We start from the raw sequence: 25,692 nt of genomic DNA on the forward strand, positions 1-25,692 counted from the left end.
CAGAACAATGCAGATGTGTGTATCCAGCGCTGCTGCCATGGCGATGGCCTTGCCTTTGCTGGCAGGCGCCGCGCAGGCGCAAGTCGCAACGCAGGGCAGCGATGCTTTCAACCTGCCGGAGGATATCTCGTTCATCGTCGAGCGCTCCAACCCGAATGAGCGTCGCGCGACGGCGCGGGTCAATGGCAGCATCATCACCGGCACTGATGTTGATCACCGAGTGGCGCTGTTCGTCGCTGCGCAGGAATCCGAAATTTCGCCGGAGCAAATGCCTGCTCTGCGCCTTCAGGTGCTTCGCAATCTCATCGATGAGACCCTGAAAGTGCAGGAAGCCGCCAATCTCGACATGGCGGTCACCCAGGCTGACGTCGATCAGAGCTATGAACGCTACGCCGTGCAGGCGCGCGGCATGAGTGTCGAGCAAATGAACGAGTATCTCTACTCGATCGGCTCCTCACCGCGTACCATCAAGCGCCAGATCCAGGGTGAGCTTGCATGGGATCGACTGCTGCAACGGAACGTCCGCCCATTCGTCAACGTGTCGGAAGGCGAAGTCACCGAGCTGTGGGAGCGGCTTGAAGCATCGCGCGGCACGACCGAGTATCGCGTCGGCGAAATCTATCTCGCTGCTACCCCGGCGAATCGCGCCCAGGTGCAGGCGAATGCCAACCAGATCATCGAGCAGTTGCGCGAAGGCGGCAGCTTTATCGCCTATGCCCGCCAGTTTTCCGAAGCGACCAGCGCCATTCAGGGCGGCGACCTTGGCTGGCTGCGGCTTGAGCAGTTGCAGCAGCCTACGCTCGAAGCGGCCGTGGCACAGATGACGCCGGGACAGCTTGTCGGTCCGCTGGAAATTCCCGGTGGCTATTCCATCCTGTTGCTGATCGACCAGCGGCAAATCGGCATGCCCGATCCCCGCGATGCCGTGCTCAGCCTAAAGCAGATTTCCTACACCTTCGGCCCCGGCACTACGCCGGAGCAGGCCGAGACGCAGGCAGCCGCTTTCGTGGAAGCCGTCGAAGGCATGAATGGATGCGGCGATGCCGATGCGCGCGCTTCGGCTGTTGGCGCATCTACCGTCAATAATGACGAGATTGCCGTTCGCGCGCTCCCGGAAGCTTTGCAGACCGTACTGCTCCAGCTGAATGTCGGCGAAACGACGCCACCCTTCGGTGACTTGCAGGAAGGCATTCGCGTTTTGATGCTGTGCGGTCGTGATGACCCCACCGATACCAGCGGACCGTCCGTCGATCAGATCATGGCGCAGCTGGAAGATGAGCGTATCAATCGCCGCGCCCAGCGTTACTTGCGCGATCTGCGCCGCGATGCCGTAATCGATTATAACTGATCCCATGCCCCGCCCGCTTGCCGTCACCATTGGCGATCCGGCGGGCGTCGGGCCGGAGATTATAGGAGCGGCTTCCGCTCGGGCCAACGAATTGGGCTTGCCGCCCTTCCGTGTGATCGGTGAAAAAGACGCGGAATGCCAGGCGGGCAGTCCTACTGCTCATACGGCGCGTATCGCTCTTGATGCTTTACAAGAGGCGACGCGGCTGGTGCAGAGCGGCGAATGCAGCGGCCTGGTGACCGGTCCTATCGCGAAATCCGCCATCGCTGCCCTCCAGCCCGATTTCATTGGCCAGACCGAGTTTTTCGCCGATGCATGCGATCTGTCGCACGATGCTTCGGTGATGATGCTTGCCGGGCCGTCTTTGCGGACGGTGCCGATGACGGTGCATTGCGCGCTATCCGAAGTCCCCGGCCTTCTTTCGCAGGATTTGATCATGGAGCGCACGCGCATCGTCGCGCGCGCCATGCATACCGACTTCGGTATCGAGGCGCCGCGCATCGCCATCGCCGGCCTCAATCCGCATGCCGGTGAAGACGGGCGCATGGGGCGTGAGGAGATCGATATTATCGCCCCAGCCATCGCCCAGCTTCGCGGCGAAGGCATTGATGCGAGCGGCCCCCATCCTGCAGATACGCTTTTCGCGCCGCACAAGCGTGGCAGCTATGACGTCGCCATCGCCATGTATCACGATCAGGCGCTAGTCCCGCTAAAAGCGCTGGACTTCGATGAAGGCGTCAATGTGACGCTTGGCCTGCCCATTGTCCGCACCTCGCCCGATCACGGCACGGCATTCGACATCGCAGGCAAAGGGATCGCCCGTCCCGATGCGATGATCGCTGCCATCCGCATGGCGGGTGAAATCGCCGAGCGGCGCGCGAATGGCTGATCTGCCGCCCCTGCGCGAAGTCATCAAGGCGCACGGGCTCTCCGCTTCCAAGGCGCTGGGCCAGAATTTCCTGTTCGACGAACAATTGCTCGATCGTATTGCTGCAATCCCTGGCGATTTGCATGACAAGGCCGTTCTCGAAATCGGTCCCGGCCCGGGTGGTCTCACTCGCGCTTTGCTGCGCGCCGGGGCCCGCGTGACGGCGATAGAGCGGGATAGCCGCTGTTTACCGGCATTGGCGCAACTTGAGGAGGCATTTCCCGGCCAGCTTACTGTCATCGAGGCTGACGCGCTGAAAGTCGATCATGCGCAGCTGATGGGTGAGCCCTTCGCGGTCGTAGCCAACCTTCCCTACAATGTCGGCACGCGACTATTCACCAATTGGCTCTCATCGCAGCAATGGCCGCCGCATTGGCAGAGCCTGACGCTGATGTTCCAGCAGGAAGTCGCCAAGCGGATCGTCGCCAAGCCGGGCAGCGGAGAATATGGACGCCTTGCTGTGCTGGCGCAGTGGCGATCGCGCGCCAAGCTGGCGATGAAAGTGCACCGGAGCGCCTTTACCCCGCCGCCCAAAGTGATGAGCGCGATTGTCCACGTCGAACCCGATGCTGCGCCAGAGGGCGTCAGCGTCAGCACTTTGGCGCGGGTGACGGAGGCTGCGTTCGGTCAAAGACGCAAGATGCTGCGACAGAGCCTGAAGGGCCTACACGGTGGTTTAGAGGCGGTTGAGGAACTGCAAATCGACTCAACCCGTCGAGCAGAAACCGTCAGCGTGGAAGAATTCGTAGGAATCGCGCGCCAGCTCGATCAGAGCACGAAATAGGTTACCAACAGATAGGCCGAAGAAAACGCTGTCACGCCCAGCAAGCTATATGCTGCGACCAGTTTGCCAAGTGGCCATTTGTCAGGATCGTTGTCTGGCTCGATCCTTTTTCCTTTGATGCGCGTGTTGGGCGATTTGCCGGACAGGATCGCTTTCATGTCGATCCGATCATGCGTGCGGATTCCGAATTGCCGACCATTCACCCAGCGCACTTGGCCAGCCACTTGATGTCCGCTGACGAGGATATCGACGAACGAGCCGCGAGCGGGAGGCCTGTCAGTCACGACTTTCATCCCCCGGGGCGAGATGTCGCCAACACGCACAGGCCTGGTGCTGCGCTCGTCACGCATCTTGGCTTGCAGCATCGCAGTATGGCGTGTCTCAAGCCGAGACTGCTCACTACCAGCTAGCATCTGGGAACTCCGGCATCTCTCACCGTTCGCGCACTAGCGGGAATTTCTTATGGCCGCGTTAAAGCCGATTGCGCGGGGCGGCGAACTTGTCGGCCAACCGGCGCCTGCCGCCGCAGTGCCCGCCAGCTGTGTTTGACAGCGAGGGCTTGGAAGCTATGGCGAGTTCGACATGAAACAACTCACCCCTGCAGAAACAGAACTGATCGGCGGCATCGGTCAACAGCGCATGCTGGGCCACACCACGCGCTGGGCAGAGGTAAATTCCGGCACGTCCAATCTGGATGGCCTCTCCAAAGTCGCAGCCATGCTTGCAGACGCGTTTTCCTCGCTTCCGGGCGAAGTGACGCTGCGCGATCCGGCCAGCGTCAGCGTGATCGATGGCGACGGTCACGAGGTGGAAAAGCCGCATGGCCAGCACCTCGTCTGCTCGGTCCGGCCCGATGCGGAAAAACGCTTCCTGCTGACCGGCCATATGGATACCGTCTTTCCCGCCGATCATCCGTTTCAGACGCTCACATGGCTCGACGATGATGTCCTGAACGGTCCGGGCACCGCTGATATGAAAGCCGGGCTCGCGATCATTCTGGAGGCGCTCACGGCGCTCGAAACCAGCGAGGCGGCGCAGGCCATCGGCTATGATGTGATGATCAATGCTGATGAAGAGACCGGCTCGCTATCCTCCGCAGCACTGATCGACCAGCTGGCGCGCGGGAAATATGCAGCGCTCACTTACGAGCCCTCCGCCCTGCCCGATGGCACGCTCGCGCATGCACGCGGTGGCAGCGGGAATTTCTCCGTGACCTTTACCGGTCGTTCCGCCCACGCCGGTCGCAATCCGGAGGATGGTCGCAATGCGATCGTCGCCGCCGCCGATTGTGCAATCCGCCTCAAAGCGATGCAGCATGCTGAACTACCCATCAACCCGGCCAAGATCGAAGGCGGTGCGGCGAACAATGTCGTGCCTGATCACGCGGTTTTGCGTTTCAACATTCGGCCCAAGGCGACCGAGGCCGCGGACAGATTCCTACATGATCTGAAAGCCATGCTTGCCGACCTTGAGCGTGAGCATGAAGTGTCCATCCACCTGCATGGCGGAATTTCGCGCCCGCCAAAGCCCGTCGATAAGCGGGCGCAGAAACTGTTCGACCTGGTCAAAGACACGGGCGCCGCGCTGGGGCAAAAGATTGGCTGGCAATCCTCTGGCGGCGTTTGCGATGGTAATAATATAGCGGCCAATCATGTCCCTGTCGTCGATACGATGGGCGTGCGCGGCGGCAAGATCCATTCGCCCGATGAATTCATGATCGTACCTTCGCTTACCGAACGCGCGCAGCTATCGGCTATCGTCCTCCACCGCCTCGCCACCGGAGCATCCCTATGAGTTTCGTCATGCGTGCAGCGCGCGCGAACGACCTGCAACCGCTGTATGAAATGGCCAAGCTCACCGGTGGTGGCTTCACCAATCTGCCACCCGATCGCAATTCGCTGACCGGCAAGCTGGAGCGTTCCGATGAAGCCTTCGCCCGCGAGGGTGACGAGATCGCCGCCGAGACGTTCGTCCTTGTTCTGGAGAATACAGAAACCGGCGCGGTGCGCGGCACGTGCCAGGTGTTCACCGCCGTAGGTCAGGAATGGCCGTTTTACTCCTACCGCATCACCACGCTCACCCAGCATTCGCAGGAGCTCGAGCGAACAGTGGCAGCCGAGATGCTGAGCCTTACCAACGATCTGGGCGGTTGCAGCGAAGTGGGCGGCCTGTTCCTACACCCGGGCGAGCGGGCGGGCGGGCTCGGCATGTTGCTGGCGCGAAGCCGCTATCTCTTCATCGCCGGCCATCGTGAACGCTTCGGTGATCGCATTCTGGCGGAGCTGCGCGGTATCATCGATGAACGTGGTGGATCCCCCTTCTGGGATGCAATCGGCGGCAAATTCTTCCGCATGAGCTTTCAGGAAGCGGATGAATTCAACGCAATTCACGGCAACCAGTTCATTGCGGACCTGATGCCTAAGCATCCCGTCTACATCGCCATGCTTAGTGAAGATGCCCGCAGCGTGATCGGCCTGCCCCACCCCAGCGGCCGCGCGGCGATGCGCATGCTGGAGAACGAGGGCTTCTCCTATCAAGGCTATGTGGATATTTTCGATGGCGGCCCGACCATGCTCGCCGAAACGGATAAGGTGGGCGCCATCGCCAATGCGCACCACGGACAAGTCGAGAGTGTAACGCTTGAGAAAGGCGAAAAGGCGCTAATCGCAACCGGTCGCTTTGCCGATTTCCGGTGTTGTTACGGCGCGCGAGAGCTTCGCGGTGACAGCGTGGCGATTGATGCGCAGGCTGCAGAATTGCTTCGCGTGGGTGAAGGCGACGATGTCTGGAGCATTCCGCGATGAGCAATATCCGAGAAATCAATTTCGATGGCATCGTCGGCCCCAGCCATAATTACGCCGGCTTAAGCCTCGGCAATCTGGCGGCGACCAAGAATGCGGGCGAAACGTCCTATCCCCGCGCCGCGGCTTTGCAGGGTATCGCGAAGATGCGGCACAATATGAAGATGGGACTGGCGCAGGGCTTTTTCCTGCCGCTGCCGCGCCCCGATACCGGCTGGCTGGACGCGCTGGCGGCGGATGACGACACCAATTCCGCGCTGGTGGCTGGTGCATGGTCTGCCAGCAGCATGTGGACTGCCAATGCCGCCACCGTCAGCCCGGCGAGCGACACGGCGGATGGCAAGTGCCACCTGACGGTCGCGAACTTGGTCACCATGCCCCATCGCAGCCACGAATGGCCCGACACGCTTCGCCAGCTTGAGGTCGCTTTCGCCGATCGGGATCACTTCGCGGTCCACACAGCTGTGCCGCCGACCTTCGGCGATGAGGGCGCAGCCAACCATATGCGCCTGACGCCATCGCACGGCGAAAAGGGCCTCGAAGTCTTCGTTTATGGCCGCACCGGTGGCCGCTTCCCCGCGCGCCAGCACGAGCAGGCGAGCCGCATCATCGCGCGAAGCCACGGGCTCGATCCCGAACATACGCTGTTCGTCGAGCAGGCCCCCGAAGCAATCGAAGCGGGCGCGTTTCACAATGATGTGGTCGCGGTCGCGAATGAGAACGTGCTGTTCACCCATGAACAGGCCTTTGCCGATCCGGCAGGCACTTATGATGAGATCCGCGCCAGATGCCCCGGTGTACAGGTGGTGGAAGTGCCTGCCAGCGCGGTGAGTCTTGCCGATGCCGTCAGCTCGTATCTGTTCAATGCGCAGCTTCTCAGCCCGCCCAATGGCGAAATGACCCTGGTGGTGCCGGAGGAATGCCGTGAGAACGGCGCTGTGTGGAGCTGGCTACAGTCGATGCTCGAAGGCAATGGCCCGATCCGGCACGTGAAAGTCGTTGATGTGCGCCAGAGCATGGCCAATGGGGGCGGCCCCGCCTGCCTGCGCCTGCGCGTCGTCGCTGATCCTGCAACGGTCGACCAGTGCTTCATGCTCGATGCTGACAAGGCAGGCCTGATTGAATCGGTCATCGGCAAATACTGGCCCGAGGCGATCGACACCGGCCAGATCGGCGATCCGTCCCTTGCCGAGACAGTCCGCACCGCGCGCACCAGACTGCTGGAAGCACTGGAACTTTCAGAGCTCATCTGAGTGTAGCTGCAAGCCTGTCGGTCTGCTTTACAACTGCCCCTGCATTAACCATCGAAAACGGCGGAACACCGCGCTTGGCACGGCGTTTGCTATGTGACGTGTTAACGAAAGGCAGCACATGTTTCGCAAGCTAGGCAGATTGTTCGTGATCAAGACACGCTGGGAAGCGTATCTGATCATTTACGCGCTTGCCCTCGGCGCTACCAGCCGCGGCGTTGCCTATCTGGACCAATACCCCGGTTGGGGCGGCAAATTGCTTTTCCTCGCCTGCACTGGCGCGGTGTTTTTGGCCGGCGCAAAAATCCTCGATTGCCTGAGATACGAACAGGCCGAGCGCGAGGCTGCCAAAACTCCCAGCTGAGATAAACAATTCGCCTTAGGGCGAAGCCAGATCGAGCCGAGAATGTGCGCGCGCGAGAACCGGAGCGCAGCGGCCTTTATGGCCGTGAGCACTGGAAGCGCAGCGAACGTGCATTCGCAGGCCGGAATGGCTTGTCCTGTGGTGAATAGAGTGGGGGTTTCTGTTGCTAGCTACCCGCCAACTTGTCCTGTCCGGGGAGAGGACCGCTGGGCCCAAACCGAGGTCGCACTTACGTCAGAATAAGATGGGGAGATTCTGTTGCTAGCCTCTCCCCGGGGCCCCGGAATCCGCTTCTGTTGCCCGGTGGGTCCAACCGCGCTTTAGCTTTGTAAGATCAGTCCGTTAGGACGTCAGATTACGCTGCAATAGCGAGTGCTTCGTTATCGTTGGCACTTATAGGTTTTGAACAGTTTTACGGGGTTTTCAGCCCGGGCAAAAACACCGTCTTTCAGCACACGTCGATCCTGGTTCGGCCCCATCAGGATCTGCGGAAATCCGCGAATTTTGGTGGAGCCGCCGGGTACTGCCCCCGGGTCCGCTGTACCTATTACACGGCGCAATTTATCGCCATAGCCCATTAAAAACGGGCAGGACCTATATAGGCGCTGCCCGCTTAATGTGAAGTGTATGTGTGAAAACCCCTCCCGTTTACGGGAGGGGAGCGAGACTTGGCAGCTTGCTGCCTAGTCGCAGCGGGGTGGGCCGTTCCGGCCCATGCCCACCCCCAACCCCTCCCGCGAGCGGGAGGGGAGGCAAAGCTAATCACTTTTTCAAAGCGTCCCGGATTTCCTGGAGCAGCTCGATTTCAGTCGGGCCTGCTTCCTCCGCCGCTTCCTCTTCCTTCTTCTCGAACCGAGACTGCACCTTGTTGGCATAGCGGACGAGCATGAAGATAATGAAAGCCAGGATCAGGAAATTGATGATGCTGGTGACGAAAGCGCCCCATGCCAGCACGTTGGCCCCTGCTTCGCGTGCAGCCTCAAGAGACATACCCGGCTCTACCAGCTCGGCACCGCTCAGCACCGTGTACTTCGCACTGAAATCGACATCGCCGAAGATCGCGCCGACGATCGGCATGATCATGTCGTTGGTGAGCGAAGTGACGATCACCGCAAAGGCGCCGGCGATAATTACCGCGACCGCCAATTCCATGACATTGCCCTTGGCAATGAATTCCTTGAACTCTGCAAACATGGTCCCGTTCTCCCCGATTGTTCGGAAGAGAAGTGTAACCATGTTTATCCGTTCAGCAAGCGCGAGGCCCGTTTGCGCCCCCAGACCGACGTGATTTTACAATTTCACAGGCTCCTTGCCCGTCCGCATCTCTGCCAAAATCTGTTTCAGAACATCGAGTTGCGGATCGGTGGGGATATCCTCCTCAGTCGAAGAGTTTTCCGAGTTTTTCGCTTTCTCCTGCATTTCATCCAGCACACGGTTCACCGAACGGATGATGAAAAACAGCGCCAGCGCGATGATGAAGAAATCCACCGTTTGGGTGATGAAGTCGCCATAGCCGATCATGGCGACGCCCGCCTCCTTCAGCTCGGCATAATTGGTCAGGCTGCCATCGTAATCTGCCGGAATTTCACCCAGCCGGATGAACCAGTTCGAAAAATCGATATCGCCGAAAACCCAGCCGATCACCGGCATGATCATGCTTTCATTGAGCGATGTGACGATCCGGCCGAAGGATGCGCCGATGATGACGCCGACCGCCAGATCGAGCACATTGCCGCGAGCGATGAATTTCTTGAACTGGGTGATCATTCGGGGTTCTCCACACAGGTGCTGGGTGCCGACAACGCATGTGAAGCTGGCCGGCTGATTGCAGGAAAACGAGCCGACCTCTCCTTGTTTCCCTGCCCCGCCGTGCTATATTCGCAATACACCTTTCACGGGATTTTGGAGGACCACTCGCATGTTCAAGCGCTTGAGCACATTGCTCGCTCTCGTCTTCGGCAGTCTTGCGCTCGCAAGCTGCGGTATCAATTCGGTGCCTGCCGCCGAAGAAAACGCCAAGGCCAAATGGGCCGATGTAGAGGCTGCCTTCCAGCAGCGCGCCAATTTGCTTGGCAATTTGCAGGAAATCACCATGGCCAGTTCTGAAGAGGAGCGCGAGACGCTTGAAGGTGTGATTGAAGCGCGCGCATCTGCCACCCGTCCCGAAATCCAGCTGAGCGGTGAAGACCTGTCTGATCCTGAAGCCATGGCGCAGTACCAGCAGGCGCAGAATACTTTCGGCGGCGCACTCTCGCGCCTCATGGTCGTGCAGGAACAATATCCTGAACTACAGAGCCAGGCGAATTTCGGCCGCATGATGGTACAGATCGAAGGCATTGAAAGCCGCATCCGCGTCGCCATTCGCGATTACAATGAAGCGGTGCGCCAATATAACACCACGATCCGCACCTTCCCCGATACGATCGGCGCAAACATCATCCACGGCGCAGAGCCGATGGTGCCTTATGAAGCCGTGACGGAAGGCGCAGAAGTCGCCGAAGACCTGGATATGCGCAGCGAGTGAGGTTTCTCGCGGTGCAAACCAATTGTATCCGACATTTGCTGATCCTGCTTGCTGTCTTCGTGACAGTGGGCTGGGTCGGCAGTGCACACGCCCAGCCGACGTTCCCGGAGCGCGGCACGGCTCCTGTGCTCGATCAGGCGAATATCATCGATGAAGCGACGGAAGCTCGCCTGACGCAGCAGCTCGATGAATTTGAAGAGCGCAATCAGCGCCAATTCGTGATCGTGACGCTTGATAGCCTGCAGGGTTACGATATTGCGGATTACGGCTATCAGCTTGGGCGCGAGTGGGGCTTGGGCGACGCGGAGAGAAATGACGGGATCATCCTGATCGTCGCGCCCAATGAACGGCGGATGCGCATCGAAACGGGCTATGGTCTCGAGGCTGTCATCCCCGATGGTCTTGCCTTTGAATATATCGAGGGGATGAAGCCCTTTTTCCGCAATGACGATTATTCGGGCGGTATTGCATGGGCAGCAGACCAGATCATCACGCAGCTTGAATTGCCGCCCGAGGAAGCCGCAGCCATCGCGCAGAGCGCTGGCGACGCGCGAAGCGAAGGAGGCTTTCCCATCGGGGCGCTGATCTGGCTCGGTTTCCTGTTCTTCTTTTTCGTACTACCAATGATCCGAGGGGGACGCCGCGCGTCTCGCGGCTATCGCCGGGCAGGCGTCGCCGGGGCTGTCGGTGACATTGTCCTTTGGGAAGTCGGCAAGGCTATCGCACGCGGTGCATCTGGCGGCGGTGGAGGCTTTGGCGGCGGAGGGGGTTTTGGCGGAGGCGGCGGCTTCGGTGGCGGCGGTTTCTCCGGCGGAGGCGGCTCATTTGGTGGCGGCGGCGCTTCGGGGGGCTGGTAATGGCGTATCTTTCTGAAGCAGATCACGAGATCGTCTCGGCCGCCGTTCGCGAGGCCGAGCTTACCACCAGCGGCGAAATCGTGCCGGTCATCGCCGATCGCTCTGACGGCTATACCGATGTCGTCCTGTGGTGGGCGATTGCAGCGGCATTCACCGCGATGAGCCTGTTTGCCGCATTCCCGGAATTCTTTCTCGACAAGGTCGATGTCCTGATCGGCGGCTGGACCAGCGAATGGACCTATGGCGAAGTCATAGCCTGGGCGGTCGGCATAGGCCTCGTCAAATTTGTGGCTGTCTTCGCACTTCTCAGCTGGGATCGCCTGCGTTTCATTTTCATCCCCTCCCCGGTGAAGCGCCAGCGGGTGAATGAGCGCGCGATCCGCCATTTCAAAGTCGGCGCGGAAGGGCGCACGCATGGGAAAACGGGCGTGATGCTGTACCTCTCCATGCAGGAACATCGCGCGGAAATCGTCGCCGACGATTCCATCACCGATCTCGTGCCCGCAGAGGTCTGGGGCGAGGCGATGGCGGATATGCTCGTGGAAATCCGCAAGGGCTGTGTCGCCGAAGGGATTGCGGCAGGCGTACGCGATGTGGGCAAAGTGCTTTCCGAACACTTCCCGCGCGGCGAAGATGACGACAATGAATTGCCCGACCGCTTGATCGAAGTCTGACGCTCGGTTAGCGCTCGCGGCATGACCGCACCCGATTTTGACGCTCTCGAAGAAGTGACTTGGCAAGGCGAGTGGATCACCGCCAAAAAGCGAGGGCGCTGGGAATATTGCAGCCGCGCTCACAATATCCGCGCCGCCGTGATCCTCGCCGTCGAGAATGGCGAAATTATCCTTGTCGAGCAGTACCGTGTGCCGCTCGGCCAGCAATCGCTCGAATTGCCCGCCGGCCTGATCGGCGACGATGATGGCGGTGAAGATGACGATCCGCTGAGCGCGGCCAAGCGCGAACTGCTGGAAGAAACGGGCTATGAAGCTGAGCATTGGGAAGAGATCGGCGAGTTTTTCTCATCCCCCGGAATGGTGAGCGAGAGCTTCACCCTGCTGAAAGCTACTGGCCTCAGGAAAACCGGTCCGGGTGGCGGTGTAGGCGGCGAAGACATCGCCGTTCACCGGGTGAAGCTGAGCGAATTCCCGCAGGTGCTGAAAGACTTCCGCCGCGGCGATGTGGCTATCGATACGCGCATGCTCCTCGCGCTCGGTCCGCATCTGCTCGGCGATCTGTGAGCGCATGTTGCGGGTGTTGGTGACAAGGCGCTGGCCGGAGGCTGTCGAGGCGGTGCTTGCCGATAAATTCGATGTTACACTGAACGGGTCCGATACGCCTCTCACCCAAGCTGAGCTTGCCCGCGCAATGGCCGAATACGACGTGCTTTGCCCCACAGTCTCCGATTGCATCGATGCGGAAGTTCTGTGCGGCGGAGATCGGGTGAAGCTAATAGCCAACTACGGCGTCGGTTTCGATCATATTGATTGCGCAGAGGCGAAGGCGGCGGGGATTGCAGTCTCCAATACACCCGGCGTGCTTACCGATGCCACCGCCGACCTCACGATAACGCTCATGCTTATGGCAACGCGCCGCGCGAGCGAAGGTGAGCGCGAATTGCGGCGCGGTGACTGGAGCGGCTGGCGGCCTACGCATCTGATCGGCGCAGGGTTGCAGGACAAGGTGCTTGGCATCGTCGGCTTCGGGCGCATAGGGCAAGCGGTGGCGCGGCGAGCCAGACACGGATTCGGCATGCGGATCGCTTATCACTCAAGCTCCGAGAAATCGGAAGCTAAGGAAGTGGATGCGAGATACTTCGACGACTTGCATGACCTGCTCGCGAATTCCGAAATTGTGTCCCTCCATATGCCCGGCGGCGCGGAGACCGAACATCTGATCGACGCGGAAGCGATCGCCGCGATGCGACCCGGAGCATACCTGATCAACACGGCGAGAGGCAGCGTCCTCGACCACAACGCGCTGGCCGATGCACTGCATTCTGGCCATCTGGCTGGCGCAGGACTGGACGTATACCCTGACGAGCCAGATGTGCCTCCTGACCTGCTAGAAGTGGACAGTGCCGTACTCTTGCCGCACCTCGGCAGCGCGACAAGGGAAGCGCGGGAAGCAATGGGAATGCGTGCGCTTGAGAACATCCGCGCCCATGCCAAAGGCCATGATTTGCCGGACCGTGTAGCATGAACGATCCAATCACGCAGCTGATTGCGCGCGAGGAATTGCCCGAAGACTATGCGCAGATTGTCGAGAAGCATTGGAAGCCGCTCGCCACGAAAATCGCGCGGCGGGCTGCGGATCGGAAGCCGCTGATCGTCGGCATCAATGGTGCGCAAGGAAGCGGCAAGACGACGGTCTGCAAAGTGCTCGAAATCCTGCTGAAGCAACGCGGCCTGCGCGCCCTGACGCTCTCGCTCGACGATCTGTACCTGACCTATGCCGAACGCCTGCAATTGGCGGCGGAGGTGCACCCGCTGTTCGCCACGCGCGGTGTCCCGGGCACTCATGCAGTGGCAATGGGCTTTGCGATCATTGAGGATGTGCTGGCGGGCCGGGCATTCGAAATACCCAAATTCGACAAGAGCTACGATGATCGCTCCAACGAATTGACCCGCGTTTCCGGCCCGGTCGATGTGCTATTGTTCGAAGGCTGGTGTGTCGGAGCCGCCGCGCAACCGCCTGAAAAGCTGAGGAGACCGATCAATGTGCTCGAGTCCGAAGAGGACCCGGATGCCATCTGGCGCACGCTGGTCAACCACTGGCTTGGCGAAGATTACAGCCGCCTTTTCGCGCTCATCGATATGCTGGTGATGCTGAAAGTCGATCATTTCGATGCAGTTCTCGCCAACCGCCGCAAACAGGAAGAAAAGCTCGCGGCGATGAACCCGCTAGGTCCTGGCGTGCTGGATGAGGACGCGCTTATTCGCTTCGTCTCACATTATGAGCGCCTGACGCGGCACATGTTGGACGAGATGCCCGAACGCGCTGATGTCGTGATCGAAATTGACCGAAGCCAGACCCCTCAGCCCTAGTCTCTACTGCTCATTTGGAATGGAAGTGCATCGCAACCGGAAAGAGTGGGATGGAGGAAGCGAGGCGGGAGGGTGGAAGGTAATGCAGCCCCGCGTTTCCGGCTACGATGCAAGCTTCTCTTGAACCTGCCTTCCGCCGAATGAAACATGGGCTTTGGGGCAGGATTTCTGCCGATTGCGTGCCTAAATACCCGCTTCAACCGCAAGCCGGATCATGTCCGCACTGCTTTTCGCGCCGAGCTTCTCCATGGCGAGGCCACGGTGCATCTTGATCGTCTTTTCCGACAGGCCCAGTTCCCAGGCGATCTGTTTGTTGCGCAGGCCTGCAGCAACCATGGTCAGCACTTCCAGCTGACGCTTTGACAGGTCCTTGATCTTTTCGACAGCCCGCGCGCGGCGCGTTGCTTCAGGGGTCTGCGCCCCATCTTCCAGCTCGACCTGCGAGCCGTGAAAATATTCGAGTTCGCCCTCTTCATCGAAAATCGGCGCTACCACCACGGCGTTGCGAAATGGCGTTCCGTCCTTCTTGTAATTCAGGATTTCGACCATCACCGCCTTGCGCTCTCGCACGCCCTGGCGAATGGTTTCGGTCAGCCACGGCTCTGTGCCGGGGCCGGAGAGGAAGCGACAATTGCGACCGATAATCTCTTCTTCGGTATATCCGGTCAGCTCCATAAACGCGTCATTGCAGGCAATAATCGGGTTATCGGGCAAGCGCGGGTCACTCACCACAGAGGCGATCGGGTTCGATGCAATCAGATCGATCACACGCTGATCGACGTCATCAAATGCTGCATTTTCCACGGTCATTAACATGCTCTGTTTCCTTCCCGGCGTAAACCCTCTCCGCTGGATGCGAGGGGAGCCAACATCCGATTGGTACATAAGAGATACGGTCGAGCGCGGGGAAAGGTTTCAAATACTTTACACAGCCACGCGCGCACGCCCGTCGCTCACAGCGATCCGCATGTCTGCATATTGAACGGCATTTAGCGAATGGGAGACCATCAGGATGATGCGGTCGCCTACCCTTTCTCGCAATCCGCCGATAATCCGCCGCTCGAGCTGCGGGTCCATTGCCGAGGTTGCTTCGTCGAGGATAAACATTCGTGCGGGCCGCAACAGCGCGCGGGCGAGGCATAGCCGCTGGCGTTCTCCACCCGAAAGTCGCGCGCCGCCATCAAGCAGCTCTTCATCCAATCCATCTGGCAGAGCAGAAACAATCCGATCGGCTTCCGCCTCGGCCAGCTTTTCGCGGATCAGCTCATCGCTGGCTTCACAATTGGGCCAAAGCAGGTTTTCACGCACCGTGCCGTCGAAAATGAAGGGCTCTTGCGGCGCGAATGCGATCTGCGATTGCCACGCACGGCGTGTTTCTGTGTTCAGCGAAACGTCGCCCCATGTGACATCGCCGCGAGCCGGCAGGTGCAGGCCCGCGATGACTTCGACCAAAGTCGATTTTCCGGCGCCTGATGGTCCGCCAATATGTACCAGTGAACCGGGTGCGATTTCGAGCTGGTCTGACTGAACAAGCGTTACCGGATCGCCGTGATCATCCTGCACTTCGACGCGGCAATCCTTTAGCCGAAGCAGGCCACCGGGCAAGACAGCGTTCTTGTTGTCCAACGGAGCTGATGAGCGCCAAGGGCGATGCGCCTCGTCCAGTTCCGCTTCCAATGCGCGGATGCTTTCGAATGCTGGCAGCGCGTGGGCGATCGACTGCAGCCCGCCAAAGGTCGCGACCAGATTGGGCGCGAGGCGCAGCACGATGGCTGCCATGACAAGCAGCTCACCTCCGCTTAAGCCTACGATGCCGAAGCCGACAAGCAGTACGATGAGCGCGAAACATGCGGCGATCACCTGCACGGCGTTGCGAAGGCGCGATTGCTGCATCACGAATTGCACGGAGATGGCCCGCGTTTCGGCAATGCTCTGCGCAAAACGCTCGGCCAATTCGGCCTCTGCGCGCGCTGCCTTTGCCGCTTTCATGCCTTCAAGAAAGCGCGTAGTTTCATGCATCACGCCCCGGCTCGCACGATTGAGATTGCGCCCGAGGCGATGGCTGCGCCGCATCCAGATCACTGCGAAGACCAGGCCCAGCGCAATCATTCCCAGAAGTGCCACTCCCAGTACCGGGCTGACGACAAATGCTGCGACCAGATAGGCGAGCGACATCATCGACAGCACCAAACCGTTCGACAGGAATTGCATGGTGACGGCCAGCCTGCCGATATTAGTGGTGATCGAATTCAGCAGCTGCGATTTGCGAAAACGCTTGATGACCGGCCAATCGGCATGGGCGAGCCGATCGAAGAAGCCGCGCCGGATATGATCGACAAATCCCTGTGCCAATTGCATCATCATCACATCGCGCTTCATCAGCACGAGCGCGCGCAGTATGATCAGGAGCAGGAACGCGCTACCCATCACAAGAAGCTGTTCGAGTGGCGTATCTGCACCGACATTGGACAGCCAGCTCAGCAAATTGCCGCTCAGTCCGCCTTCGCTACCTGACCCTTGCGAGAACACCGTTTCGGCGACCGGGAGCAGCAGGACCAGACCGACACCTTCGAGGACGGCGGCAAGCGCCACCACAGCAATGGTTGCCGGCAGGCGCGGCCCTGCAAATGAGAGAATGGCGCCAAGCAGCGCGCGCAATCCACCTGATGGCTTTCCGGCCACGCTCAGCCGCGTTCCAGGTCGGCGCGCGAATTGTGAAAAGCGAGGAATTCTGCGCGCTCGTCCGCTCCGGTCAGAACGCGGTCACCTACCATCAGCCAGGCATGGAACAGCAGGCTCTTGCCTTCCTCCTCGCCGCGCTTCGATCCGATGATGATGCGTGACGGTATGCCCCGGCGTGCCAGCACCCAGCGCCCGGCCATGGCGCGCGGCAGGCAAACCACCTGAAACAGCCGAATGCGATTGGCGACGCGATTGACCAAGCGGCCGATGTTCGATGCCTGATCAAGGCGCTGCTCGCTCAGCACAGGCCATGCGCCAGCATCAGGTTCCGCATCAATGGGGCCCAGCGTATGCCGCCAGTTACGAAAGGGCACATAGCGGATCAGGAATCGCGCCCAGGCAAGGCTAAGCCAGATCTCCATCCGCACGACACGCCGCTTGATTGATCGTACAACCGTCATGCTTTGTCGCCTATCAGAGCTTCCACAGCAACCACAACATGGCATTGCTGCGAAGCACGCGAATGCGGCTGGGGTGATGTCCGAAAACCGGAGGATCGCGAATGATCTGTGCGTGCCGCAGGACACGCTTTGGCAATGGCTCGGCCTCGGTTTGAGCCAAGCGTCGCCGAAATGCGCCTAAGTGGGCCTGCACTCGCTCATCACCAGGGTCGACGCGCAGTTCGCCCACCCATGGTTCGATCGGGCAGTCTGGCCAAAGCTCCTTACCCAGCATCAGACTGGCTAGAAGCGCCGGAGCAAAGTCGAGATCATCGGATCTGGCGATAACTATCGCGCGAATATCCGCGTCGGTCTTCTCAACGATCATCGCAAGATCGCACAGCCATTTCATGCGTTTCCAGCCTGTTACAGCGCCGTGAATGATCAGGTACAGGATGTAATCGGGGTCCTCCAGCGCGCTCCGGTCGCCATGCTCGACACGTAGGTCCCGCCAACCACTGGGAGGCTCACCCAAAGTGCGCGAGTGCAGTTCAATTTCAGTATTCAGGTCGCGATCGAAAATACTGATCTCACGATGATACCTGGCAATCCGCCGTGCTCTGCGAGCGCCTTCGGGGCCGCGCTCACCAGCGACGAGGTAGCCATTATCAGCAGCGAGATCGATCGCCGCCTCGAAGTTTTCAGGCGAGACCAGCAGGTCGACATCCTTCGATGCGCGCAGCGTGGAGCGGCCATATAGCTCCTCTCCCAGGCGCCAGCCTTTGATTTCCCTTGACGCTACGCCCTCAGCCTCCAGAAGTGGACGAAAGCGCTTGCTCGCTGCTTTCTGCCGCAATTCCCGGCGCGTCATCTTGTCGAGGTGGCGCGCGAGATAATCGCGCACTGCGATGATTTCTGAAGTGTGCTCGCCCTCTTGCTCCAAAGCATTCGACCAAGATCGATCAAGCAACGCTCCCACTCGATGCCGCCAGACCGCGAATTGCGCAAGCGCGATGCTCGGCTTGGGCGGCCCCGCGTTCGGATGATGCAGGGCAGGCCGCAGCGCATCGGCCAGTTCCAAAAGTTGACGGGGCGGTGAATTCATACCGGCCTCTAACCCAGCTTGTGAATGTGCTGCAACACGCTCTTGTGCCGCGCATCGCACCGTGATTAGGCAGTCAGCGATGACAGCGATCGGCGCCCTGTTCGAACGAAGCGGTGAACCAGCGTCGAAGCAGGACGCTGAGCGAATTATGAGCGCGCTTCGCGTGCATGGGGAACGCAAGCAGCAAAATGCGCGCTTCGGCAATTTTGCGGCGGCATGGACGCAAGGCACGCCATACACCCCCGAAGATCTGTTCGATCACCAGCCGATGAGTTTGCCATCAGGTAGTTTCCTCTTCGTCGGCCGGCTCGATTACCGCGATGACCTCGTTCGCGCGCTCGGACTGGAAACAGCCACAGCCGCAAAAATGGCAGATAGCGGCCTTGCAATGGCAGCGTGGGAAAAGTGGGGCACGGACAGTTTCGATCGACTTGAAGGTGGCTGGAGCCTTATCGTCATCGATGCGGAAAACCAGCGCCTGACAGCAGCCCGATCCCCATTTCACGCGCCGCCGCTGGTCTATCATGAAAGCCGCGATCGCTTCGCCATTTCGAGCTTTCCCCGCGGGCTCTTCGCCCTGCCGACGATCCCGCGCATGGTCGATGAAGAGCGCGTTGCCGACGCGCTTATCCTGAATTTCGAATTCAAGGAGAAGACTTACTTCAAAGACGTGTTCTCGCTCCCGTCCGGCCATTGGATGGAAGTGACGCGCGACGCGAGCACGATCACCGGATTTTACGATGTCGATAGGTTGGAGCCGATCCGCTTCGCCCGGGACGAAGATTATGTCGAAGCGCTCGATGCGCTGATGCAGGACTCCGTCGCTACTTCCATGCGCGCACTCAAGACGCCAGCATGTACGGTGAGCGCCGGTCTCGATAGTTCGACGGTTGCGGTCTACGCGCTCGAAGCCTTGGAGCGCGGCGTGCCGGGTTTGACCGATCCCCTGATCGGCTTCACACATGTGCCGGGAAAAGATTGGGATGGCCGCACCTATGGCAAAGGACGGTTGGGTGACGAGTCCGGACCGGTCAAAGCGCTTGCCGCCATGTATCCGCACTTCGACGTGACCTTCGTCGCCTCGGAAGGTCTACCGCTCGACCATGGGCTGGATGAGGTCATCCGGTTGAGCGAAATGCCGCCCTTTGGGTGGAACAATCTCCATTGGGGCGCAGAAATCCAGCGGCTGACGAAAGAAACCGGACGCAATGTGCTGCTTGGCGGCGGCAGCGGCAATCGCACCATTTCCTTCTCCAATCGCTACATCTTTCCCAAGCTTTTCAAGGAACGGCGCTGGGGAGAATTGCACCGGATGCTGCGCGCACTCAATATCGAGCAGGGTATTGCCAAGCGTTATTATCGCTTCGTCGCGCAACCCCTGTTTCCTGCGTCAGTCAACAAGCTGATCGGCCGCGTTCGCCGCGATCAGAGTATGGCGGGTTACTCAGGATATTCTGCGATCAACCCGGACTACGCGGCGGAAATGCGCGTGGGTGAACGCGCACAGGAAATGGGCTGGGACGACAGCTTCAGCACCATGCGCAGCCCGCAGGAAATGCGCAAACGTATGAGTTTTAACGGAAATCGTGAGCAAAATGCGTTGATGCGCGCTGCCATGCAAAGTTCGAGCGGCGTGCAGAGCCGCGATCCGCTAGGGTGTCGTCGCATCACCGAATTCTGTTTCGCCATCCCGGACGAGCAATATATGACGCCGGGCGTCGATCGCTGGCTGGTAAGGCGGCTGATGAAAGACCGCCTGCCGCGAGAAATTGTCAATTTTCAACAGCGCGGGCGGCAGTCTGCCGATTGGCATGCGCGCTTCACCCAGAATTTGGATCGCCACCGCGAAGAATTCGAAGCTATGGCGCATGATCCAGACATGGCAGAGCGCTTCGACATTCCCCGTATTCGTAGAGTCTTCGACACCTGGCCGGACAAGACTCCGCTCGATGCGAACGATCATCCGGATTACCTTCTCGCCATGGTCGGTATGGGACGAATGTTTGGAATTAAGCGCTTTATTAATTGGGTAGAAGGCAGGAACCGATGAACGATGTGCCTTTTACGATTACTGCCGATCTCGATCTCGGCACGCGGGTCGCTCCCTATGTGCGGGATAGCGGCGGCGAGGTGACGATCGTAGAAGGCGAAGTCCCCGACGCTATCGAAAGCGACGATATGGGCACCAACTTCAGCGTAAATTCCAGCCAATTTTTGCTGAACGTGCCTAATGGTGCGACCTACTTGGTCGAAGGGGGCGAGCGCATCACCTATCGGCGAAACGGCGCGTCGGACCGCGACGTCGCGCTGTTCCTTCTCGGCTCTGCCTGGGGAGCGCTTTGTTTCCAGCGCGGGCTTGTCCCGCTGCATGCAAGCGCCGTAATACATAAGGGCAAGGTGCACGCCTTCACGGGACAATCTGGCGCGGGCAAATCCACGCTCGCCGCGGCGCTGGCTAAGAGAGGCCTCGATTTCTTCACGGACGATGTGCTGATCATCGATCCGGCGCAGATAAGCGATGGCGCGGCGCGCTGCTTTGCAGGCCAGAAGGATATGAAACTATGGGCCGATGCGCTGACGCTGACAGGCGCGAGCAAAATGGGCGCGGTGCGTGACGAGCCGGGCTTCAACAAATTCTTCGCCACACCCGCCACCTCAGAAAGCGCAGGAAGTGGTAATCTTGCCAGCCTTTCGATCCTGAAGAACGAGAACGCGCGGCGAGACCGGCAGCCGGTGGAAATCGAAAAGCTTAGCGGAGCGGTCGCCATCAAGCGCCTTCGCGATAGCATATATCGCATGCGTTTCGGGGTGGCGATCATGGGGAGGCAAAAGCTTTACAGCGCGCTCGCCCAGCTGATTTCGGCCGTGCATGTGCAGACTTTCGATAGGCCTCTGAACAAACATGCGTTTCCTGAAACCACGGCAGCCATGCGCGGCTGGATCTGTGATTTTGGCAAGAGCAATGACTGAGGCGTCGGATACGCTAGACAAGCCCGGAATCACCTGGCTCGCTTCCTATCCCAAATCGGGCAATACCTGGACGCGCATCCTGCTTTCCAATCTGATCGCGCCTGATGACATTACCGACGACAATTTTGCTCCGCTCCACGGCTCGATTTCCTCCAATCGGGTAGGCCTCGACGCGGTCAGCGGCCTGCCCTCATCCGATCTGACCGATGACGAAATCGATTTGCTGCGCCCGGACTATTATCGCGAGCTCGCACGGACCGGAGATGAGCGGCAGTTTGTCAAAGTTCACGATGCCTATCACGGCAACGGCGCGGGAAAGCCGCTTTTTCCGGCAGATTGCAGCCTTGGCGCAATTTACCTCGTGCGACATCCCTTCGACGTGGCGGTTTCCTATGCCAGCCATCAGGGCCATCAGGATTTTGCGAAGACCATTAATCACATGGCCAATCCGGCACATATCATGGCGGGCGGCAGCAAGGGCCAGCTGCGCCAGAAATTGCTGACCTGGAGCGAACATTATCTGACATGGCATCGCCAGGATCAGATCCCCGTGCTCACCATTCGCTATGAGGACATGCTTGCCGATACGGCAGCGTGCCTCACACGGATGGGGCGTTTCCTGAAACTGCCTGAGGCTGATGATAAGCAAGCAATCGCGCGCGCGGTGGAAGAGAGCCGCTTTGAAAAGCTACGCGCGAAAGAGGATGAACACGGATTTCGTGAGCGGCCTGAGAAGACAGAGCGCTTCTTTCGCGCGGGCCGCGCCGGCGACGGCTGGGACCTGCTTGATGACGAGCTGCGCGAGAGGCTTTACACGGCCCATCGCGACGTGATGGAAGAACTGGGCTACAAGCCTTGAGGGAGGGACTGGAAATATCGTGGATATTGCAAACGACACCACCATCCGAAAGACCGATAACTTCGTAGAGACCGTCGTCGATGACGAGCTGGTTCTGCTGCACATCGTCAATGGCCAGTTTTACAGCCTCAAGGACACCGGCAGGCGCGCGTGGGAGCTGCTTGAAGACGAGAAGCAATTCGGCTCGTTGGTGAACGCCATGTGCGGTGAATATGATGTCGCCGAAGAAACTTGCCGCAGCGAACTCGGCAAGCTCTTCGGCGAATTGCAGGAGCGGACGCTAGTCGAACTCAACTAGCGCCCTGCGCCCTCAGTCTTCCCACCAATAAGGCGCGCGCTCGCGGTTTCCCGTCACGACCTCATTCAGCGTCGCTGCATTAAAGGCGCGGCCGCCCAGAACGACGGTTTCAACCGTCTGGGTGTTCTGGATATTCTCCAGCGGATCGCCTGTCAGGATCACCAGATCGGCCAGCTTGCCGACTTCCAATGAGCCAATCTCGCTGGCCATCCCAAGCGATCGCGCTGACATGATGGTGGCGGTCTCAAGCGCTTGCAGCGGGGTCATGCCGCCGCGGTGGAATGACCAGATTTCCCAATGGATGTCGATCCCGCTTTGCTGCCCGTGGCCGCCTGCTGCAACTTCTACGCCCCGCTCCATCAGGCGGAGGGATTCGCGCGCGATATCGTCATCCACGAAATCGCCTTCGGGCGCGGTAGTACGGCGTGCAGTGGCGGCGCGCAGGATGGCCGGAGGCGTATGTGCCTGCAGCAGGGGCTGCTCAAAAGCGTTGGTCGCCTGACGCCAGTAGGGATCGCCCGCGAGACCGCCATAACCGACCCCGATTGTCGGGGTGTAATTGGTATTTGCGTGCTCGAAAAATTGCAGCACGTCTTCATACATGAATTCGACCGGCAGGTTGTGCTCCAGCGTCGAATTGCCGTCGGCGACAAGGTTCATGTCCATGCCGTAAAGCGAGCCACCTTCGGCCACGACCATCATGCCTTCCTGCCGCGCAGCCTCGACCACCATCTGCCGCTGTTCACGGCGCGGCTGGTTGTAATTCTTGACGCTTGGCGCGCCTTCCGCTCGCAGGCGGCGGACATGGTCGAGAGCATCCTCGAGACTGTCGATCTGCGCATAGGCATAGGGGCTGCGCGCGCCGTAAATTATCCGGCCGGTGCTGAACATGCGCGGGGCGAGGATCATGCCAGTGCGCTGCATGTCTTCGGCAACGAAAAAGGGGCTGTCGCTCGACGGATCGTGGATCGTCGTCGTGCCCAGCGCGAGGACCTGCTGCAGGTGCCAATTCTGTTGCGGCACCAGATCGTTTGTCGCCACCGGGCCATGTGCATGAGCATCGACCAGCCCTGGAATAATCGTGCGACCGCTCGCATCGATCGTGGGCGTGCCAGCAGGGACGGGCACCTCACCAGCAGGACCGATCGCAGCGATGACATCGCCATTGATCAAGATCGTGCCGCCTTCGATGATGCCGCCGTCTTCACCCGCCATGGTGATGATACGTGCGCCTGTGATGGCGAGCGAACCCTCATAGCGATCCGCGGGCACGGTGCGCAGCAATGAGACCCCGTTCTCGGGTTGCTCATAGCCGCTCTCATCACCATCCCCCGGAGGGGCCGAAGCGAAGAATTCGTCGGCTGCTGCAGAATAGAGCGTTGCGCCGAGCGACCAATTCAGCCGCTCTCCGCCATCGGACCAATGCACGTAATCCGCGCCCGAATCCGAAACCTCGACCACCGGTAGTGCGCGCGCGCTGCCCGATACGGTGACGGTCTGCCCGCCCGGCATCAGTGGCATGGCGAAGGCGTCGTAATTCTCGGTGAAAGCCACATGGCGGCCAGTTGGCGAGACATAGAAACCTGTCGCCAGATCGCCGCGCGCATGGGTGCGGATGTCCTCGCCGTTAAGATCGCTGGAGAACAGCGCCTGCGCGCCGCTGTCAGACCCGGTCATGAAGATGCGATTATTGCTCGCACCGAAATGCGGAGTTCGGTGCGTCCGGCTGACAAGCACCTGCTCCCCGCCGCCAACAGACATGCGATACACGCCCGAATTGTCGCTGTATTCGGGAGCGGTCAGATAACCGCCCGAGTTGCGCTCAAACACGATAGTGCGGCCGTCGGGAGAGAATTGCGGGCGCGAAAAATGGCCCGGGGTGCTGGTGATTGCGCGGCCGCCCTGCCCGTTCGGACCCACAGTGCGAATTTCTCCCAACCCAGCATCGGTCCAGCGCACATAGACGATCTGTGATCCGTCGCGCGACCATGCGGGGTATGCTTCCATCGCATCGCCACTGTCCCGCGTCAGGCGGCGCGGTGTGCCGCCGCTCGCCGGCATGGTGTAAAGGCGGCCAAGGCTCTCGAATACGACCGTATCACCATCGGGCGAGACCGTAGCGAAGCGCGCCATGGTGACATCGACATTGTCTGCTGCCACCGGGATCGCCGGATGCGGTGCAGGCAAGACGCCGCGCGTATCGTCGACCACGAAGGGAATTTCGGCCAAGCCCGTACCATCGGCATTGACGCGATTGATCTTGCCGCCAGCCCAGAAGACGATGGAGCGGCTGTCCGGCGTCCAGTCCATGTTCGGATAGACCCCGGTAATGGCCCATGTCTCCTGCACGTCGCGGTCGAGATCGTCATAGATCCGGCGCTCTTCGCCCGTCTCGAGATCGCGCACCCAGAGCTGCGACTTGATCTGCTCGCGCCGCACAAAGGCAATCATCGTGCCATCGGGCGAAGGCGTTGGCCGCACCGATCCACCGAGGCCGGAAACCGCCGTCGTCACTTCGCCAGTGGCGAGGTCATAGCGTTCGATGTTGAATAGGCCCTGGTTGGAATCCTGCGCATATTCGAAAGTGCCGCCCGGAGTGACATTGCGGGTGTAATATACCCCGGTGCCATCGGCGGTGAAGATCGGCTCGCCCAGCTCCTTCTGGTGCTGTTCGTTAGGCCGCGCGACGAGCTGCACGCCGCTGCCGCCGGAGATGTGATACATCCACACCTCACCCGTGCCGAGCGAGCGGCCGGTCGTGAAATGCTTCTTGGCGACGATGAATTGCCCGTCAGGCGACCAGCTCGGCTGGTGCATCAGGCGGAAATCTTCATTGGTCAGCTGCCGCGCGTCCGAGCCATCGGCATTCATGATCCAGATATTGTCGCCGCCACCCCTGTCGGACGTGAAAGCGATGCGGCTGCCATCGGGAGAAAAGCGCGGTTGCACTTCCCAGGCAAGCCCCTCGGCAATCCGCGTCGGCGTGCCGCCAGTCATCGGCATGGTGTAGATATCGCCGAGCAGCGAGAAGGCGATCGTCCTGCCGTCCGGCGACACATCGACATCCATCCATGTGCCCTCATCGGTGCGGATCGGCACCTGCGTGATTTGCACGCCGGGAGGATTGTTAACGTCCCAGCCGGTTTCTTCGGCCTCAGCCGTAGCGGGTGCGGCATCGCCTTCACCCGTCTGGTCGGATTCGGGAATGGCAGGCGGGGCCACCCTCGTATTCTCATCTTCCGTCGCTTCGCTTTCCACCGGAGGATCATCTGACTCGGCGGGCGGCTGCACCTGCGCGTGGGCAGGCATGGCAATCGCAATGGCGAGCAGGCTGGCGGCGAAAAGCGAATTGTTGCGGAGCATAGGCTTCCTGTCTGGTTGCGTGTGTGTTTTTCAGTCCCGTGCGTCTTCATACGCTAACAAACGCTGGGCACAATG

General features: G+C 60.0%; 25 protein-coding genes and 1 other RNA gene. 17 read left to right on the plus strand and 9 right to left on the minus strand.

Annotated features, from left to right (window positions below):
* Positions 1 to 7 precede the first annotated feature (7 nt).
* From I5L03_RS11155 to rsmA, 3 genes are read left to right on the plus strand one after another with little or no spacing between them, the layout of a single operon-like run.
* Complete coding sequence (locus tag I5L03_RS11155) at positions 8 to 1,348, plus strand: peptidylprolyl isomerase (protein ID WP_234035210.1); 1,341 nt, start codon at positions 8 to 10, stop codon at positions 1,346 to 1,348.
* Between the two features lie 4 nt (positions 1,349 to 1,352).
* Positions 1,353 to 2,237 carry a 4-hydroxythreonine-4-phosphate dehydrogenase PdxA gene (gene pdxA, locus I5L03_RS11160; RefSeq protein ID WP_197921842.1) on the plus strand — a complete coding sequence of 295 codons (885 nt, stop codon included), beginning with the start codon at positions 1,353 to 1,355 and terminating at the stop codon, positions 2,235 to 2,237.
* Positions 2,230 to 3,060 (plus strand): 16S rRNA (adenine(1518)-N(6)/adenine(1519)-N(6))-dimethyltransferase RsmA, encoded by an 831-nt coding sequence (gene rsmA / locus I5L03_RS11165; RefSeq protein WP_197921843.1) that lies wholly within the window; start codon positions 2,230 to 2,232, stop codon positions 3,058 to 3,060. The genes pdxA and rsmA overlap by 8 nt, the downstream gene beginning before the upstream one ends.
* Here rsmA and I5L03_RS11170 read toward each other — a convergent pair.
* Positions 3,045 to 3,473 (minus strand): PilZ domain-containing protein, encoded by a 429-nt coding sequence (locus I5L03_RS11170; protein WP_267904223.1) that lies wholly within the window; start codon positions 3,471 to 3,473, stop codon positions 3,045 to 3,047. The genes rsmA and I5L03_RS11170 overlap by 16 nt on opposite strands.
* Before the next feature lie 169 nt (positions 3,474 to 3,642).
* On the opposite strand from I5L03_RS11170, the gene I5L03_RS11175 reads away from it, so the two are divergent.
* The 4 genes from I5L03_RS11175 (at position 3,643) to I5L03_RS11190 (ending at position 7,475) form a co-directional block, all read left to right on the plus strand.
* Entirely contained in the window at positions 3,643 to 4,854 is a 1,212-nt protein-coding gene (locus I5L03_RS11175) for a hydrolase (RefSeq protein ID WP_197921845.1), read from the plus strand.
* Entirely contained in the window at positions 4,851 to 5,864 is a 1,014-nt protein-coding gene (locus I5L03_RS11180; protein ID WP_197921846.1) for an arginine N-succinyltransferase, read from the plus strand. The genes I5L03_RS11175 and I5L03_RS11180 overlap by 4 nt, the downstream gene beginning before the upstream one ends.
* Entirely contained in the window at positions 5,861 to 7,114 is a 1,254-nt protein-coding gene (locus tag I5L03_RS11185; protein WP_197921847.1) for an N-succinylarginine dihydrolase, read from the plus strand. Before I5L03_RS11180 ends, I5L03_RS11185 begins: the two co-directional genes overlap by 4 nt.
* Positions 7,115 to 7,232: 118 nt before the next feature.
* Positions 7,233 to 7,475: a hypothetical protein gene (locus I5L03_RS11190; RefSeq protein WP_197921848.1), complete on the plus strand. Its 243-nt coding sequence runs from the start codon at positions 7,233 to 7,235 to the stop codon at positions 7,473 to 7,475.
* 282 nt (positions 7,476 to 7,757) lie between these two features.
* On the opposite strand, the gene ssrA is transcribed toward I5L03_RS11190, so the two are convergent.
* The 3 genes from ssrA to mscL (I5L03_RS11205) form a co-directional block, all read right to left on the minus strand.
* Positions 7,758 to 8,102: a transfer-messenger RNA gene (gene ssrA, locus I5L03_RS11195) on the minus strand.
* Positions 8,103 to 8,237: 135 nt separating this feature from the next.
* Positions 8,238 to 8,669: a large conductance mechanosensitive channel protein MscL gene (gene mscL / locus I5L03_RS11200; RefSeq protein WP_197921922.1), complete on the minus strand. Its 432-nt coding sequence runs from the start codon at positions 8,667 to 8,669 to the stop codon at positions 8,238 to 8,240.
* 96 nt (positions 8,670 to 8,765) lie between these two features.
* Positions 8,766 to 9,242: a large conductance mechanosensitive channel protein MscL gene (mscL, locus tag I5L03_RS11205; RefSeq protein WP_197921849.1), complete on the minus strand. Its 477-nt coding sequence runs from the start codon at positions 9,240 to 9,242 to the stop codon at positions 8,766 to 8,768.
* A gap of 151 nt (positions 9,243 to 9,393) precedes the next feature.
* Here mscL (I5L03_RS11205) and I5L03_RS11210 point away from each other — a divergent pair, with 151 nt between their 5' ends.
* Genes I5L03_RS11210 through I5L03_RS11235 form a run of 6 tightly spaced genes read left to right on the plus strand, consistent with a single transcriptional unit; the run spans position 9,394 to position 13,900 of the window.
* Positions 9,394 to 9,999: a LemA family protein gene (locus tag I5L03_RS11210; RefSeq protein WP_197921850.1), complete on the plus strand. Its 606-nt coding sequence runs from the start codon at positions 9,394 to 9,396 to the stop codon at positions 9,997 to 9,999.
* Positions 9,996 to 10,856: a TPM domain-containing protein gene (locus tag I5L03_RS11215; protein WP_325100181.1), complete on the plus strand. Its 861-nt coding sequence runs from the start codon at positions 9,996 to 9,998 to the stop codon at positions 10,854 to 10,856. Before I5L03_RS11210 ends, I5L03_RS11215 begins: the two co-directional genes overlap by 4 nt.
* Entirely contained in the window at positions 10,856 to 11,530 is a 675-nt protein-coding gene (locus tag I5L03_RS11220) for a TPM domain-containing protein (RefSeq protein ID WP_197921851.1), read from the plus strand. Before I5L03_RS11215 ends, I5L03_RS11220 begins: the two co-directional genes overlap by 1 nt.
* 21 nt (positions 11,531 to 11,551) lie before the next feature.
* Entirely contained in the window at positions 11,552 to 12,094 is a 543-nt protein-coding gene (locus I5L03_RS11225; protein WP_197921852.1) for an NUDIX hydrolase, read from the plus strand.
* A gap of 4 nt (positions 12,095 to 12,098) precedes the next feature.
* Positions 12,099 to 13,055 (plus strand): 2-hydroxyacid dehydrogenase, encoded by a 957-nt coding sequence (locus tag I5L03_RS11230; RefSeq protein WP_197921924.1) that lies wholly within the window; start codon positions 12,099 to 12,101, stop codon positions 13,053 to 13,055.
* Positions 13,052 to 13,900: a kinase gene (locus tag I5L03_RS11235; RefSeq protein ID WP_197921853.1), complete on the plus strand. Its 849-nt coding sequence runs from the start codon at positions 13,052 to 13,054 to the stop codon at positions 13,898 to 13,900. Before I5L03_RS11230 ends, I5L03_RS11235 begins: the two co-directional genes overlap by 4 nt.
* Positions 13,901 to 14,083: 183 nt before the next feature.
* Here I5L03_RS11235 and I5L03_RS11240 read toward each other — a convergent pair whose 3' ends face one another.
* From I5L03_RS11240 to I5L03_RS11255, 4 genes are all read right to left on the minus strand, one after another.
* Entirely contained in the window at positions 14,084 to 14,710 is a 627-nt protein-coding gene (locus tag I5L03_RS11240) for a PAS domain-containing protein (RefSeq protein ID WP_197921925.1), read from the minus strand.
* A gap of 114 nt (positions 14,711 to 14,824) precedes the next feature.
* Positions 14,825 to 16,582, minus strand: coding sequence for an ABC transporter ATP-binding protein (locus tag I5L03_RS11245; protein ID WP_197921854.1), 1,758 nt, complete (start codon positions 16,580 to 16,582; stop codon positions 14,825 to 14,827).
* 2 nt (positions 16,583 to 16,584) lie between these two features.
* Positions 16,585 to 17,043: a lasso peptide biosynthesis B2 protein gene (locus tag I5L03_RS11250; protein ID WP_197921855.1), complete on the minus strand. Its 459-nt coding sequence runs from the start codon at positions 17,041 to 17,043 to the stop codon at positions 16,585 to 16,587.
* A gap of 13 nt (positions 17,044 to 17,056) precedes the next feature.
* Complete coding sequence (locus I5L03_RS11255; RefSeq protein WP_197921856.1) at positions 17,057 to 18,127, minus strand: nucleotidyltransferase family protein; 1,071 nt, start codon at positions 18,125 to 18,127, stop codon at positions 17,057 to 17,059.
* A gap of 148 nt (positions 18,128 to 18,275) precedes the next feature.
* On the opposite strand from I5L03_RS11255, the gene I5L03_RS11260 reads away from it, so the two are divergent.
* Genes I5L03_RS11260 through I5L03_RS11275 form a run of 4 tightly spaced genes read left to right on the plus strand, consistent with a single transcriptional unit; the run spans position 18,276 to position 22,254 of the window.
* Positions 18,276 to 20,177 (plus strand): asparagine synthase-related protein, encoded by a 1,902-nt coding sequence (locus tag I5L03_RS11260; protein ID WP_197921857.1) that lies wholly within the window; start codon positions 18,276 to 18,278, stop codon positions 20,175 to 20,177.
* A complete protein-coding gene (locus tag I5L03_RS11265; protein ID WP_197921858.1) occupies positions 20,174 to 21,097 on the plus strand; it encodes a hypothetical protein in 924 nt (307 codons plus the stop codon). Before I5L03_RS11260 ends, I5L03_RS11265 begins: the two co-directional genes overlap by 4 nt.
* On the plus strand, positions 21,090 to 21,956 hold the full coding sequence (locus I5L03_RS11270) for a sulfotransferase domain-containing protein (protein ID WP_197921859.1): 867 nt from the start codon (positions 21,090 to 21,092) through the stop codon (positions 21,954 to 21,956). The genes I5L03_RS11265 and I5L03_RS11270 overlap by 8 nt, the downstream gene beginning before the upstream one ends.
* Positions 21,957 to 21,975: 19 nt before the next feature.
* A complete protein-coding gene (locus I5L03_RS11275; protein ID WP_197921860.1) occupies positions 21,976 to 22,254 on the plus strand; it encodes a PqqD family protein in 279 nt (92 codons plus the stop codon).
* 12 nt (positions 22,255 to 22,266) lie between these two features.
* Here the strand turns inward: I5L03_RS11275 and I5L03_RS11280 are convergent, their stop codons facing one another.
* The gene (locus tag I5L03_RS11280) at positions 22,267 to 25,617 is read right to left on the minus strand and encodes an amidohydrolase family protein (protein WP_197921861.1); all 3,351 of its coding nucleotides are present in this window, start codon (positions 25,615 to 25,617) and stop codon (positions 22,267 to 22,269) included.
* Between the last annotated feature and the right edge of the window lie 75 nt (positions 25,618 to 25,692).

Origin of the sequence: Aurantiacibacter sediminis (genome assembly GCF_016019885.1) — a bacterium.
GTDB classification, from domain to species: Bacteria; Pseudomonadota; Alphaproteobacteria; order Sphingomonadales; family Sphingomonadaceae; genus Alteraurantiacibacter; species Alteraurantiacibacter sediminis.

Bases quoted from the DNA above. Each gene is read 5' to 3' on its own strand.
- I5L03_RS11155 (WP_234035210.1), top strand. From the start codon at position 8: ATGCAGATGTGTGTATCCAGCGCTGCTGCCATGGCGATGGCCTTGCCT.
- pdxA (WP_197921842.1), top strand. From the start codon at position 1,353: ATGCCCCGCCCGCTTGCCGTCACCATTGGCGATCCGGCGGGCGTCGGG.
- rsmA (WP_197921843.1), top strand. From the start codon at position 2,230: ATGGCTGATCTGCCGCCCCTGCGCGAAGTCATCAAGGCGCACGGGCTC.
- I5L03_RS11170 (WP_267904223.1), bottom strand. From the start codon at position 3,473: ATGCTAGCTGGTAGTGAGCAGTCTCGGCTTGAGACACGCCATACTGCG.
- I5L03_RS11175 (WP_197921845.1), top strand. From the start codon at position 3,643: ATGAAACAACTCACCCCTGCAGAAACAGAACTGATCGGCGGCATCGGT.
- I5L03_RS11180 (WP_197921846.1), top strand. From the start codon at position 4,851: ATGAGTTTCGTCATGCGTGCAGCGCGCGCGAACGACCTGCAACCGCTG.
- I5L03_RS11185 (WP_197921847.1), top strand. From the start codon at position 5,861: ATGAGCAATATCCGAGAAATCAATTTCGATGGCATCGTCGGCCCCAGC.
- I5L03_RS11190 (WP_197921848.1), top strand. From the start codon at position 7,233: ATGTTTCGCAAGCTAGGCAGATTGTTCGTGATCAAGACACGCTGGGAA.
- mscL (WP_197921922.1), bottom strand. From the start codon at position 8,669: ATGTTTGCAGAGTTCAAGGAATTCATTGCCAAGGGCAATGTCATGGAA.
- mscL (WP_197921849.1), bottom strand. From the start codon at position 9,242: ATGATCACCCAGTTCAAGAAATTCATCGCTCGCGGCAATGTGCTCGAT.
- I5L03_RS11210 (WP_197921850.1), top strand. From the start codon at position 9,394: ATGTTCAAGCGCTTGAGCACATTGCTCGCTCTCGTCTTCGGCAGTCTT.
- I5L03_RS11220 (WP_197921851.1), top strand. From the start codon at position 10,856: ATGGCGTATCTTTCTGAAGCAGATCACGAGATCGTCTCGGCCGCCGTT.
- I5L03_RS11225 (WP_197921852.1), top strand. From the start codon at position 11,552: ATGACCGCACCCGATTTTGACGCTCTCGAAGAAGTGACTTGGCAAGGC.
- I5L03_RS11230 (WP_197921924.1), top strand. From the start codon at position 12,099: ATGTTGCGGGTGTTGGTGACAAGGCGCTGGCCGGAGGCTGTCGAGGCG.
- I5L03_RS11235 (WP_197921853.1), top strand. From the start codon at position 13,052: ATGAACGATCCAATCACGCAGCTGATTGCGCGCGAGGAATTGCCCGAA.
- I5L03_RS11240 (WP_197921925.1), bottom strand. From the start codon at position 14,710: ATGACCGTGGAAAATGCAGCATTTGATGACGTCGATCAGCGTGTGATC.
- I5L03_RS11250 (WP_197921855.1), bottom strand. From the start codon at position 17,043: ATGACGGTTGTACGATCAATCAAGCGGCGTGTCGTGCGGATGGAGATC.
- I5L03_RS11255 (WP_197921856.1), bottom strand. From the start codon at position 18,127: ATGAATTCACCGCCCCGTCAACTTTTGGAACTGGCCGATGCGCTGCGG.
- I5L03_RS11260 (WP_197921857.1), top strand. From the start codon at position 18,276: ATGAGCGCGCTTCGCGTGCATGGGGAACGCAAGCAGCAAAATGCGCGC.
- I5L03_RS11265 (WP_197921858.1), top strand. From the start codon at position 20,174: ATGAACGATGTGCCTTTTACGATTACTGCCGATCTCGATCTCGGCACG.
- I5L03_RS11270 (WP_197921859.1), top strand. From the start codon at position 21,090: ATGACTGAGGCGTCGGATACGCTAGACAAGCCCGGAATCACCTGGCTC.
- I5L03_RS11280 (WP_197921861.1), bottom strand. From the start codon at position 25,617: ATGCTCCGCAACAATTCGCTTTTCGCCGCCAGCCTGCTCGCCATTGCG.